We start from the raw sequence: 13,129 nt of genomic DNA, 5'->3' as shown, positions 1-13,129 counted from the left end.
TAGGCTGTACAGATCAGCACCATCAGGAGGATCTTCTCGGATGCCACTAGCACCCACCACACTTCAAGTCACCGGAGCCACCGCCGCGGAGTCGTACCCGGTTCTGGTAGGCAACGGACTACTGGGACAACTGCCCGAACTTCTGGGCCCAGCGGTTAAGAAGGTCTTGGTGATCCACCCTCGGGCCTTGCGCGCCACCGGGGACGTGGTCCGCGACGATCTGGAAAAAGCCGGATTCACCTCGCTGACCGCGGAAATCCCGGATGCCGAAGAGGGCAAGCACATCCAGGTTGCCGCATTCTGCTGGGAAGTTCTGGGCAAGAACGACTTCACCCGCACTGACGCCGTGGTTGCCGTTGGCGGTGGCGCAGTCACCGACGTGGCAGGATTCGTCGCGGCCACCTGGCTGCGCGGGGTCAAGGTCATTCACGTTCCCACTTCGCTGTTGGGCATGGTCGACGCGGCCGTGGGCGGCAAGACCGGCATCAACACCGCCGAAGGCAAGAACCTGGTTGGAGCTTTCCATCCACCTGCCGGGGTGCTTGCGGATCTCGACGCTTTGGCAACGCTGCCGAAGAACGAACTGGTCACCGGGCTGGCCGAAGCAGTCAAATGCGGGTTCATCGCAGATGAGCGCATTCTGGAACTGATCGAAGAAGATCCAGAAGACGCCATCCGTCCGGACAGCGCACGGCTGCGTGAAATCATCGAACGCACCATCGCGGTGAAGATCGATGTGGTCTCGAAGGACCTGAAGGAATCAGGACCGCGCGAATTCCTGAACTACGGACACACCCTGGGCCACGCGATCGAGCTTTCCGAACGCTACGCGATGCGCCACGGGGCCGCGGTTTCCATCGGACTGTGCTTCGCCGCGGAGCTTGGCCGTTCGGTTGGCTACACTTCCGATGCGGTGACCGATCGCCACTTCAGCATCCTGAAGTCCCTGGGCTTGCCCACCAGCTACCGCAACGACAAGTGGATGGCCCTGCTCGATGGCATGAAGCGCGATAAGAAAACCCGTGGCGACCAGCTGCGCTTTGTAGTACTCGAAGCCATCGGCAAGCCACGCATCTACGAGGTGCCAGATAACTCGCTGTTATTCGCTGCCTACCAAGAAATCGGAGAGTAAGCATGAGCGAATTCACCGCATACGCCATCGACGTCGCATCGGTGAACCACGACGGCGTGGGCACCTCCATCGACGGAGTTTTGATCGACCCGAGCAACCTGCGTCCCTTCATCGCCGATGAAGAAGCCGCAGACCGTTCGATGAGTTCGGGCACTCCTACCGACCAGGTAGTCATTCACATGGCGCGCGGGGAGCTGGCCCAGGCCGGCAACCTGATCGCCGAGTCGCGTTTCAGCGACCCGACCAACGCGCACCTACGCGTGCTGGACACCGAATTGACCCGCCTGCAAGGTGATTTCGATCGCGCGATCAACCGCCTGCGCAAGCTGGTGGATGAATTCTCGGGCACCTACTACGAGCCGCTGATGCAGCACCACCTGGCGATGTCCTTCTTCGAAAAGGGCGACTACAAGGCAGCGGCTACCCGCTTCCGTGCGGCCTTGGAACAGCGCCAGGAGATGGGTTCAGCCCAGCACCTGGTCAACGCGTCTGCCGCGTGTTTGGCGCTTGCCGAGGAGCGCGCGCGGAATTAGCCGTTATCGCGGTTTGCTATAGTGATAAATGGATTTTTGATAATGCCAGTGCATGCTGGCGAAAATAGAGGATTTGAGGACCCGTGGCGGATACAACTGACATCAAGAATGGTCAGGTCATTAAGATCGATGGCCAACTGTGGACCATCATCGACTTCCAGCACGTCAAGCCAGGCAAGGGCGGCGCATTCGTCCGTACCAAGATGCGCAATGTGATGAGCGGCAAGGTTCTGGACAGGACCTACAATGCTGGCACCAAGATCGAGCTGGCCAACGTTGACCGCCGCGACTACCAGTACCTCTACCAGGATGGCGAAGACTACGTCTTCATGAACCTGGAAGACTACGACCAGATCACCGTGCCTGCTCCAACCGTGGGCGACTCGGCCGGATACCTGTTGGAAAATCAGGAACTGACCATTGCCATGTACGACGGCAGCCCACTGTACTTGGAGCTTCCGGCCTCGGTCATCTTGGAAATCACCTACACCGAACCGGGCCTCCAGGGCGACCGCTCCTCGGCAGGCACCAAGTCGGCAACTCTGGAAACCGGTAAGGAAATCCAGGTTCCACTGTTCGTCGAGCAGAACACCAAGGTGAAGGTTGACACCCGCACCGGCGATTACCTGGGACGTGTCTCCTAGTGAGGGCCCGCGCCAAGGCGCGTCGTCGTGCACTTGAGTTTCTTTTCGAAGCCGAGGCCCGCGACGTCGATGCGCTCAGTGTAGCCATCGCGCGCCGCGAAAATTCTGACATTGTGCTCAACGAGTATTCGTTGACGATCCTTGAGGGCGTCACCGCCCATCTGGACCGCATCGACGAGGTGCTCGAAAGCTACGTCAAGGGCTGGACCATCGAGCGGATGCCCGCCGTGGACCGCATGGCGTTGCGCATCGGCGTGTGGGAACTGCTGTACAACGACGAGGTTCCGGACGCGGTTGCCGTGGCCGAAGCCGTCGTTAACGTACGCGAGTTGTCCACCGACGAGTCTCCCGAGTTCGTCAACGGCGTGCTCGGTCGCATTCAAAGCGTCAAGGACACCCTGGTCGACTAATCCTCGATTCTCCCGATCTACCGTAAGCCGGAACCTGCTGGGTTTCGGCTTACGGTATTTAACCCCTAGGTTTTCGGCAGAGCCCGAGCTTTGCCAATTGGGGATAACGAGGGCGTTAGTCCACGGTGAGTATCGTCCCCGTGATGTGGTTGGCCCCGCCCGATGCCCGGGACGCAGAGCCTGGGGTGCGCAGCTTTAGACACAACCCCGCGTGACCACCGACTGGCCGTGCCTGCCCCAATACGATTCGTTTTGCCTCGAGCGGTTGGCTGGGCGCTCGGTTCCGCGCACGAGAATGCAGGATCTGCTGCCTCACCTGGCCAAGTCCGCAGAAATTCTGCGCCGCGGCCGATCGTGGCCATTGGCTCGGTCGCCGACAAATGCCGTTGCTGACTAACTGGTGAACCGCATCGAAGAATCGGCGCGGCAGGCACGCAATGCGTGGACGGAGGCATCGGACAAGCTGAGTGAAAACTCAACTTTATGTCCTCGGTGTTTCCAGCGTTGCGCTGTGGCAAAGACAACAATTCCAACCTCCCGATCCACCAGTGCAGCGGTATTTTCCCGCCATTGGAGGTGCCGCCTGAGCAAGCCCGAATCCCGCAGTGAGAGACATCACCGATCATTCAGTGTCATGCATAGCTTTCCGCTAGGGATTGGCGGCCGGATCGTGATAATTTGAACTAGCAATATTCCTTTAAATCCCGTCCCGTGAGGCGGAGAAGGGAGAGGTGCACACCGATGAATGAGAATTCACAGTCCGATGTGGCCCGCACGGTATTGACCGGCGAAGATATCGAACGTGTACTGACCCGCGTGGCCTTCGAGATTATCGAGGCCAACAAGGGCACCGAAGATCTGGTGCTATTAGGCATTCCAAGCCGCGGCTATCCGTTGGCTCAACGCCTCGCACAGCGCATCGCCGCTTCCGCGCCGACCCAGCTTGACCCCGCGTCGCTGGTCGGACAGCTGGACATCACCATGTATCGCGACGACCTGCGCCACACCACCACCCGCACCCCGGCGCCAACCCGCCTGCCCGCAGGCGGCATCGATGGCAAAGTCGTCGTGCTGGTGGACGACGTGCTCTATTCCGGTCGCACCATCCGCGCCGCCTTGGATGCGCTCTCCGATTGGGGCCGCCCGCGCATCGTCCGGCTGGCGGTTCTGGTTGACCGCGGACACCGCGAACTGCCCATCCGCGCGGACCACGTGGGCAAGAACCTGCCTACGGCGAAAAGCGAAAAGGTGCGCGTGCACCTGTCCGAAGTCGATTCATGCAACGAAGTAATTATCGAGGCCAGCGCATGAAGCACCTGCTCTCCACCGCGGATCTAAGCCGCGCCGAAGCCATTGCAATCCTCGACATCGCCGAGGAAATGCGCGAAACCGGTACCCGCGAAGTTAAGAAACTTCCGGCATTGCGCGGACGCACCGTGGTGAATCTGTTCTTCGAGGACTCCACCCGCACCCGCATCTCCTTCGAAGCCGCCGCCAAGCGGTTGAGCGCGGATGTGATCAACTTTTCGGCCAAGGGCTCCAGCGTGTCCAAGGGCGAATCGCTGAAGGACACCGCGCAGACCCTGCTGGCAATTGGCGCGGACGCGGTTGTCATCCGCCACCCGGATTCTGGGGCGCCGGCACGTCTGGCCGCCACCGACTGGATCGGATTGCCGATCGTGAACGCGGGAGACGGCACCCACGAACACCCCACCCAGGCGCTGCTCGACGCGTTCACCCTGCGCCGCCAGCTGGCGCTGCGCGAGGGAGTCTCCCCGTTGGGCCGCGGACTGGACGGCTTGAAGGTCGCGATCGTAGGAGACATCCTGCATAGCCGCGTCGCACGCTCAAACCTCTGGCTGCTGAACACCCTGGGCGCCTCGGTGACCATGGTGGCCCCGCCGACCCTGCTGCCGGTGGGCGCGAGCGCTTGGCCGTGCACCATCAGCTACAGCCTCGACGAGGTCATCGCCTCCGGGGTGGACGCGGTGATGATGCTGCGCGTGCAAGGCGAACGCATGCGGGATGCCTTCTTCCCGAATCCGCGCGAGTACTCGCGCTACTGGGGACTGGACGACACCCGGCTGATGGCTCTGGAGGCCAACGGGGGCGATACCCTCATCTTGCACCCGGGCCCGATGAACCGAGGCCTTGAAATTTCTTCGGCTGCCGCCGACTCGCCACGCTCGATGGTCCTGGAACAGGTCACCAACGGCGTCGCGGTGCGCATGGCAAGCCTGTATATGCTCCTCTCCGGCGACCTGATCTAAGGAACTGATTATGAAGTATTTGATTCGACAGGCCTCCGTGCTCGGTGGCGAACGCGCCGACGTGCTGATCAGTGACGGCAAGATCGCCGAGATCGGCACCATCACCGCGGCCGATGGCGCCACCGTGATCGACGCCTCCGCCATGGTGCTGCTGCCAGGCCTCGTGGACCCGCACACCCACTTGCGCGAACCGGGCCGCGAAGACGCCGAGACGGTGGAGACCGGATCCCGGGCCGCGGCCAAGGGCGGCTACACCGCCGTGCACGCGATGGCCAACTCCACCCCGGTTGCCGATACCGCCGGCGTCGTGGAGCAGGTCTACGAGCTGGGCCGCAAGGCCGGCTGGGTGGACGTCCGCCCGGTAGGCGCGGTCACCGTGGGTCTCGGCGGTGAGCAGCTGAGCGAAATCGGCGCAATGGCCGACTCGCGCGCCAAGGTGCGCATGTTCTCCGATGACGGAGTCTGCGTCTCCGATCCGCTATTGATGCGCCGCGCGCTGGAATATGTGAAGGCCTTCGACGGGGTGATCGCCCAGCACGCCCAGGAGCCGCGGCTCACCGAGGGTGCGCAGATGAACGAGGGCGAGGTCTCAGCGGTGCTCGGCATGGCCGGCTGGCCGGCTGTGGCCGAAGAGTCGATCATCGCCCGCGACGTGCTGCTGGCCGAACATGTGGGCGCGCGCCTGCACGTGTGCCACGTATCAACCTCCGGTTCGGTGGAGATCATCCGCTGGGCCAAGGCCCGCGGCATCCAGGTCACCGCCGAGGTCACCCCACACCACTTGCTGCTCACCGACGAAAAAGTCAAGACCTTCGACCCGGTGTTCAAGGTCAACCCGCCGCTGCGCCGCGAAGAAGACGTGATGGCGCTGCGCGCCGGCGTCGCCGACGGCACCATCGACGTGATCGGCACCGACCACGCACCGCACCCCACCGAGGCCAAGGACTGCGAATGGGGAGCTGCCGCGATGGGCATGACAGGGCTGGAAACCGCCCTGTCGATCGTGCAGCATACGCTGGTGGAGACCGGACTGCTATCCTGGGCCGACGTCGCCCGGATCACCTCCGAGACCCCGGCGAAGATCGGCAGCCTGAGCGATCAGGGCCGCCCGATCGCCGTGGGGGAGCCGGCCAACCTGACCCTGGTTGACCCGGCAGCGCGCTGGATCGTCGATCCTTATGCAATGGCCACCAAGGGGCGCAACTCGCCGTTCGCGGGCATGGAACTACCCGGGGCCGTGAACGCCACCTTCTACCACGGCCACGCCACAGTGCTCGATGGCGCGCTGGCCAGCCCGCGGGTTGCCAATGACTAGCGGCGAACTCACCTCGGCGCTGGTCACCATCGGGGTCGTCGTACTGCTTTGTGCGCTGATCCTGATCGGCTGGCGCAATATGAAACGCCGGCAGTCCGGGGTCCCGGCACCCTACGCCGAGTTTGCGGACAGCAGCGAACACAGCTTTGAGGGCATGTACGTGGCCACCACCCGGTTCGAGGACTGGCTTGACCGGATCGCCGTGCACCAGCTCGGGGTCCGCGCCAATGCCCGCCTGGAACTCGGCGAGGGCGGCGTCCACCTGATGCGCCCGGGCACCAGCGATGTGCACATTCCCTGGACCGCCTACGTGAAGGTGACCCGCTCCTCGGGCATGGTCGGAAAGTTCGTCGAAAAAGACGGGCTGATCGTGATCACCTGGGTGAAGGATGATTTCACCTTCGACACCGGATTCCGTCCTCGCTACCACGAGGACACCGCCAAGATTTATCAGTTGCTGGCGTCGCACCAAGCCGACGCGGCCGAGCAGGAGACAAACTAAGTGAATTCCCTGAGCAACCTACCAGCAGTGTTGGTACTCGAAGATGGCCGCATCTTCCGTGGACGTAGCTACGGCGCCGTGGGCAGCACCCTCGGCGAAGCAGTGTTCACCACCGGAATGACCGGGTACCAGGAAACCCTGACCGACCCGTCCTACGCGCACCAGATCGTCGTGCAGACCTTCCCGCACGTAGGCAACACCGGCGTGAACAGCGAAGACCCGGAGTCCAAGCGCATGTGGCCCTCGGGTTACGTGGTCCGCGACGCGGCCCGCCGTCCGAGCAACTGGCGCAGCGAGCGCACCCTGGACGAAGACCTGGTCAACTACGGCATCGTGGGCATCCGCAACGTGGACACCCGGGCGCTGACCCGCCACCTGCGTGACGCAGGGGCCATGAAGTCGGGCATCTTCTCCGGCGAGGAAGCCAACCGCAGCGACGCGGAGCTCGTCGCGCTGGTCAGCGCGCAGCCTGCGATGGCCGGACGGAACATCTCCGCCGAGGTCTCCGTGGACAAGGCCTACACCGTGGAACCGGCCGATCACGGCTTCACCGGCGAACCGCTGCACACGGTCGCCGCCGTGGACCTGGGCATGAAGTCGATGACCCCGCGCCGCCTGGCCGAGCGCGGACTGCGCGTCCACGTGCTGCCGTACAACGCGAGCCTGGAAGATATCAAGGCCACCGGCGCCACCGGAGTGTTCTTCTCCAACGGCCCGGGTGACCCGGCCACCGCCACCAAGCAGGTGGAGCTGGTTCGCTCCGTGCTGGACGCAGGCATGCCGTACTTCGGCATCTGCTTCGGCAACCAGATCCTGGGCCGCGCACTGGGCTTCGACACCTACAAGCTGCGCTTCGGCCACCGAGGCATCAACCAGCCGGTGATGGACAAATCCACTGGACGGGTGGAGATCACCAGCCAGAACCACGGCTTCGCCGTCGACGCCCCGCTGGAAGGCGCAGTCACCGCACCGGTGGCTCGCTTCGGGCGGGTAGAAGTTTCGCACTTCTCGCTGAACGACCGCGTGGTCGAGGGCCTGTCCTGCCTCGACATCCCTGCCTTCTCCGTGCAGTACCACCCGGAGGCAGCATCGGGCCCACACGATGCCGCATACCTATTCGACCGTTTCGTTTCCGCGATGAATTCCGCCGCAGATAAGGACAGCAAGTAATGCCTAAGCGCACCGATCTCAAATCAGTACTCGTCATCGGTTCGGGTCCGATCGTCATCGGCCAAGCCGCCGAATTCGACTACTCCGGCACCCAGGCACTGCGGGTGCTCAAGGAGGAGGGCCTGCGGGTCATCCTGGTCAACTCCAACCCGGCCACCATTATGACCGACCCGGAATTCGCCGATGCCACCTACATCGAGCCGATCACCCCGGAGGTCGTGGAGAAGATCATCGCCAAGGAACGCCCGGACGCGATCCTTCCCACACTGGGCGGCCAGACCGCGCTGAACACCGCCATCGCGCTGGACAAGTCCGGCGCCTTGGAAAAGTACAACGTCGAGCTGATCGGCGCGAATATCGAAGCCATCGAACTCGGCGAGGACCGCGAGAAGTTCAAGGGCGTCGTCGAGCGCTGCGGCGCCGAGAGCGCCAAATCGGTAATCGTGCACACCCTGGACGAGGCATTCGCCGCCGTCGAGGAACTGAACTATCCCGTCGTCGTGCGTCCCTCCTTCACCATGGGCGGACTGGGTTCGGGCATGGCCTACGACGCCGAGGACCTGCGCCGCATCGCCGGCCAGGGCCTGCAGTACTCGCCGACCACCGAGGTGCTCCTGGAGGAGTCCATCCTGGGCTGGAAGGAGTACGAGCTGGAGATGATGCGCGACAAGAACGACAACGTCGTGGTCGTCTGCTCCATCGAGAACTTCGATCCGGTCGGCGTGCACACCGGCGACTCGATCACCGTCGCCCCGGCGATGACGCTGACCGACCGCGAGTACCAGAACCTGCGCGACATCTCCATCGCGGTCATCCGCGAGGTTGGCGTGGACACCGGTGGCTGCAACATCCAGTTCGCCATCGAGCCTGATACCGGCCGCGTGGTCGTCATCGAAATGAACCCGCGCGTCTCGCGCTCCTCGGCACTGGCCTCCAAGGCCACCGGCTTCGCGATCGCCAAGATCGCCACCAAGCTGGCCGTGGGCTACACCCTGGATGAGATCCCCAACGACATCACCAAGAAGACCCCGGCTTCCTTCGAACCGGCTCTGGACTACGTTGTCGTCAAGGTCCCGCGCTTCGCCTTCGAGAAGTTCCCGGCGGCGGATAAGACCCTGACCACCACCATGAAGTCCGTCGGAGAGGCGATGGCCCTGGGCCGCAACTTCACCGAGGCGCTGCAGAAGGCCTTGCGCTCCCTGGAGCAGAAGGGTTCCGAGCTGTCCTTCGAGCCGATCCCGGAAGAAGAGCACGAGGCCACCCTGGCCTCGATCGTGAAGGGTTCGACCGAGCGTCTGTCGCTGGTGCAGCGTCTGCTGTTCTCCGGAGTGTCCATCGAGCGCCTGTTCGAAACCACCGCCATCGACCCGTGGTACCTGGACCAGCTGGCGCTGATCAACGAGACCGCGCAGCTGATCGCCGCGAACAAGGACCTGTCCGAGGAGCTGCTGCGCGAGGCGAAGCGCCATGGTTTCTCCGATGCGCAGATCGCGGCGCTGACCGGCAAGTCCGAGGCTGTCATCCGCGGGATCCGCCACGCGCTGGGCGTGCGCCCGGTCTTCAAGACCGTGGATACCTGCGCGGCCGAGTTCGAGGCCTTCACCCCGTACATGTACTCGACCTACGACGAGGAAACCGAGGTGGTTGCGCACGAGAAGCCTTCGGTGATCATCCTCGGTTCCGGCCCGAACCGCATCGGCCAGGGCATCGAGTTCGACTACTCCTGCGTGCACGCGGTGATGGCGCTGCGCGCCGCCGGGCACGACACGGTGATGATCAACTGCAACCCGGAAACCGTGTCCACCGACTACGACATTTCCGATCGCCTGTACTTCGAGCCGCTGACCCTGGAAGACGTGCTGGAAATCATCCACGCCGAAGAGCAGTCCGGCGGGGTGCTCGGCGTCTTCGTGCAGCTGGGCGGGCAGACTCCGCTGAAGCTCGCCGCCGAGCTGAAGGCCGCCGGCGTGCCGATCCTGGGCACCTCCCCGGAGGCCATCGACCTGGCCGAGCACCGCGGCGCCTTCCAGCAGGTGCTGGACAACGCCGGGCTGATCGCCCCGAAGAACGGCACCGCGGTGTCCTTCTCCGACGCTAAGGCCATCGCGGACACCATCGGCTACCCGGTGCTGGTGCGCCCTAGCTACGTGCTCGGCGGACGCGGCATGGAGATCGTCTACGACGAGGCGCACCTGGAGCGCTACATCGCCAACGCCACCGAAATCACCGTGGACCACCCGGTGCTGGTGGACCGCTTCCTGGAAGACGCGATCGAGATCGACGTGGACGCCCTGTTCGACGGCACCGACCTGTACGTCGGCGGCATCATGGAGCACATCGAAGAAGCCGGCATCCACTCCGGCGACTCGGCCTGCACCCTGCCTCCGATCACCTTGGGCCCGGATGTGCGCGACCGCGTGGCGGCAGCCACCCGGGCCATCGCCGAGGGCGTGGGCGTGCGCGGATTGATCAACATCCAGTTCGCGCTGGCCAGCGATACCCTCTACGTGATCGAGGCGAATCCGCGTGCCTCGCGCACGGTGCCGTTCACCTCGAAGGCCACCGGCGTGCAGCTGGCCAAGGTCGCCGCGCTGATCGGCGTCGGGCACACCATCGCCGAACTGCGCGGCACCTCGCTGCCGGCCACCGGAGACGGCACCCACCTGCCGGATTCCGCACCGATCGCGGTGAAGGAAGCGGTGCTTCCGTTCGCTCGCTTCCGCACCCCGGAGGGCAAGGTCGTCGACTCGCTGCTGGGCCCTGAGATGCGCTCCACCGGCGAGGTGATGGGAATCGACAAGTACTTCGATACCGCCTTCGCCAAGAGCCAGGCGGCGGCGAACAACCCGCTGCCAACCGGCGGCAAGGTCTTCGTCTCGGTCGCCAACCGCGACAAGCGCTCCATCGTGATCCCGGTCAAGCACCTGGCTGACATCGGATTCGAGATCTTGTCCACCGGCGGCACCGCCGAGGTGCTGCGCCGCAACGGCATCCCAACCCAGGTGGTTGGCAAGGTCCACGAGGGCGGTGGGTCGATCGTCGACTTGATCAACGCCGGCCAGATCGGCCTGATCTTGAACACCCCGACGGGTTCCGAGGCCCGCGGGGACGGCTATGAGATCCGTGCCGCAGCCGTTTCGGTGGGCACCCCGATCATCACCACCGTCGCCGAGTTCGGCGCCTGCGTGCAGGCAATCGACGCGCTGCGCGAATATGAGTGGGATGTCACCAGCTTGCAGGAGCACGATAAGAACCTGCGCGGGGCACGCGATGCCTCCTAGCTTCGGAACCCGCCTTCGGGCGGCGATGGAGGCCTCGGGACCCCTGTGTGTGGGCATTGACCCGCACCCAGGGCTGCTCGAAGCGTGGGGCTTGGAAAACAGCGCCGCCGGAGTGCGATCTTTCTCACTGACCGTGGTGGAAGCCATGGTCGGTGTGGCAGCGATTCTTAAACCGCAGGTCGCTTTGTACGAGCGATTTGGTTCGGCCGGATTCGCTGCCTTGGAGGAAACTCTCAGCGCAGCAAAATCCGCGGGGATTCTAACTCTCGCGGATGCCAAGCGTGGCGACATCGGATCGACCATGGCGGCCTACGCGACCGCATGGTTGGACGATGCCTCGCCGCTGGCCAGCGACGCGGTAACCCTGAGCCCATATTTGGGTTACGAGTCCCTTCGCCCGGCCATCGATCTGGCCGCGCAGACCGGTCGCGGAGTGTTCGTCCTGGGGCTGACTTCGAACCCCGAAGGACCCTCTGTGCAGCATGTCGGCGGGGAAAAGTCGGTTGCAAAATCGATTATTGACCAAGTCAGTGCGGAAAATGCAGGCGCTGAAGATATGGGCCATGTCGGTTTGGTGGTTGGCGCAACGATCGGCGATGCACCCAAGAAATTGGGTATTGACCTGAGTCTGACCAAGGCTCCGTTGCTCACCCCCGGGCTCGGCGCGCAAGGGGCTACGGCGCAGGACATCGCCACTGCTTTTGCCGGCAGCTACCATCAGGTGCTGGGCACAAGCAGCCGGGATATCCTCCAGGCGGGTCCTAGTGTAAACGCATTACGCGCAAAAGCATCGCAAGTTCGCGATGAATTATTGGCCGCAGGCTAAATAACTAGCAGAATCGCGTTGTGGCTACTACAGTTTCTGGTAGCCACAACGCGATTACTCTTGCAATAACCGCGTTTGATCGCTATGTTCACAACATAGCCTTAGTCCACTACACATTTAAGGATGGCTGAACGATGGTACTGCGAGAACTCTCAGACGAAGACCGCATCCGGGCCCGCGCCAAGGCATTGGCCGCCCGCACCCGCCGTGCGGAAATTAAAGCCCAGTTCAGTGCCGGCAAAATCTCCATCACGGAGGTACTAGACTTGGTATACGAAGATGAGGCTGTGGGACGCATGCGTGTCATGGATCTCTTGGAGTCGGTGCCGGGTGTCGGTGAAGTACGCGCAGCAAACTTGCTGGAGCGTCTTGGCATTTCCCCTTCCCGCCGTTTACGTGGATTGGGACGCAAACAGCGCACGGCAATCACCGAACACTTCAAACAATCTCCGCCAAAAACGAAAGTGTAGTCAATGACCGCTGCGTCGGTAACAGTTCTAGCCGGCCCTACGGCCGTAGGCAAGGGCACCGTCTCTACCTACATCCGTGATAATTATCCTGATGTTTGGCTCTCAGTGTCGGCAACGACTCGGGAGCCAAGGCCGGGGGAACAAGATGGAGTCCACTACTTTTTTGTGGGCCCGGAAAAGTTCCATCAGCTAGTGGACAACGACGACATGCTGGAATGGGCGGTGGTGCACGGGCAAAACAGCTACGGCACCATTCGCTCAACAGTTAATGACGCGGTGGCCAACGGCAAGAAGGTATTGCTGGAAATAGATTTGCAGGGCGCACGGCAGGTTAAAGAGACTTTGCCTGACGCAAAATTTGTCTTTTTGGCCCCGCCATCGTGGGACGAATTGGTGCGCCGACTGATCGGGCGCGGTACCGAAACCGCCGAAGAGCAGCAGCGCCGGCTAGAAACCGCTAAACTGGAACTTGCGGCCGAATCAGAATTCGATGTAACCATCGTCAATGATGATGTTCCACGTGCCGCCGAAGAGCTTGTTGCCCTCATGGGGCTGAAGAATGACTAAAGGGAGTCC

General features: G+C 62.9%; 13 protein-coding genes. All 13 read left to right on the top strand.

All coding sequences use genetic code 11. From position 1 onward, the window contains the following. Window positions 1-40: 40 nt before the first annotated feature. Entirely contained in the window at window positions 41-1,132 is a 1,092-nt protein-coding gene (aroB, locus tag LG294_RS08865; protein WP_404291497.1) for a 3-dehydroquinate synthase, read from the top strand. Window positions 1,133-1,134: 2 nt separating this feature from the next. Next, window positions 1,135-1,665 carry a tol-pal system YbgF family protein gene (locus LG294_RS08860; RefSeq protein WP_404291495.1) on the top strand — a complete coding sequence of 177 codons (531 nt, stop codon included), beginning with the start codon at window positions 1,135-1,137 and terminating at the stop codon, window positions 1,663-1,665. 83 nt (window positions 1,666-1,748) lie between these two features. Continuing rightward, window positions 1,749-2,309, top strand: coding sequence for an elongation factor P (gene efp, locus LG294_RS08855; RefSeq protein WP_404291493.1), 561 nt, complete (start codon window positions 1,749-1,751; stop codon window positions 2,307-2,309). Beyond that, window positions 2,309-2,719 (top strand): transcription antitermination factor NusB, encoded by a 411-nt coding sequence (nusB, locus tag LG294_RS08850; RefSeq protein ID WP_096284788.1) that lies wholly within the window; start codon window positions 2,309-2,311, stop codon window positions 2,717-2,719. The genes efp and nusB overlap by 1 nt, the downstream gene beginning before the upstream one ends. A 741-nt stretch (window positions 2,720-3,460) precedes the next feature. Next, the gene (gene pyrR, locus LG294_RS08845; protein WP_404291491.1) at window positions 3,461-4,030 is read left to right on the top strand and encodes a bifunctional pyr operon transcriptional regulator/uracil phosphoribosyltransferase PyrR; all 570 of its coding nucleotides are present in this window, start codon (window positions 3,461-3,463) and stop codon (window positions 4,028-4,030) included. Beyond that, window positions 4,027-4,989 (top strand): aspartate carbamoyltransferase catalytic subunit, encoded by a 963-nt coding sequence (locus LG294_RS08840; RefSeq protein ID WP_404291489.1) that lies wholly within the window; start codon window positions 4,027-4,029, stop codon window positions 4,987-4,989. The genes pyrR and LG294_RS08840 overlap by 4 nt, the downstream gene beginning before the upstream one ends. Window positions 4,990-4,999: 10 nt before the next feature. Further along, window positions 5,000-6,304, top strand: a complete 1,305-nt coding sequence (locus LG294_RS08835) for a dihydroorotase (RefSeq protein WP_404291487.1) — start codon at window positions 5,000-5,002, stop codon at window positions 6,302-6,304. After that, a complete protein-coding gene (locus tag LG294_RS08830; protein ID WP_404291485.1) occupies window positions 6,297-6,806 on the top strand; it encodes a hypothetical protein in 510 nt (169 codons plus the stop codon). Before LG294_RS08835 ends, LG294_RS08830 begins: the two co-directional genes overlap by 8 nt. Next, a complete protein-coding gene (gene carA, locus LG294_RS08825) occupies window positions 6,807-7,976 on the top strand; it encodes a glutamine-hydrolyzing carbamoyl-phosphate synthase small subunit (RefSeq protein ID WP_404291483.1) in 1,170 nt (389 codons plus the stop codon). Then, on the top strand, window positions 7,976-11,257 hold the full coding sequence (gene carB, locus LG294_RS08820) for a carbamoyl-phosphate synthase large subunit (protein WP_404291481.1): 3,282 nt from the start codon (window positions 7,976-7,978) through the stop codon (window positions 11,255-11,257). The genes carA and carB overlap by 1 nt, the downstream gene beginning before the upstream one ends. After that, window positions 11,247-12,083: an orotidine-5'-phosphate decarboxylase gene (pyrF, locus tag LG294_RS08815; protein ID WP_404291479.1), complete on the top strand. Its 837-nt coding sequence runs from the start codon at window positions 11,247-11,249 to the stop codon at window positions 12,081-12,083. The genes carB and pyrF overlap by 11 nt, the downstream gene beginning before the upstream one ends. Window positions 12,084-12,217: 134 nt before the next feature. Then, window positions 12,218-12,553, top strand: coding sequence for an integration host factor, actinobacterial type (mihF, locus tag LG294_RS08810; protein WP_047119171.1), 336 nt, complete (start codon window positions 12,218-12,220; stop codon window positions 12,551-12,553). Window positions 12,554-12,556: 3 nt separating this feature from the next. Further along, complete coding sequence (gene gmk, locus LG294_RS08805) at window positions 12,557-13,120, top strand: guanylate kinase (protein ID WP_404291477.1); 564 nt, start codon at window positions 12,557-12,559, stop codon at window positions 13,118-13,120. Window positions 13,121-13,129 lie beyond the last annotated feature (9 nt).

This window comes from Glutamicibacter arilaitensis (genome assembly GCF_044793945.1).
Classification (GTDB): domain Bacteria; phylum Actinomycetota; class Actinomycetes; order Actinomycetales; family Micrococcaceae; genus Glutamicibacter; species Glutamicibacter arilaitensis_B.
The sequence above is the reverse complement of the archived record's forward strand: the minus strand, read 5'-3'. Positions and strand labels throughout refer to the sequence as shown.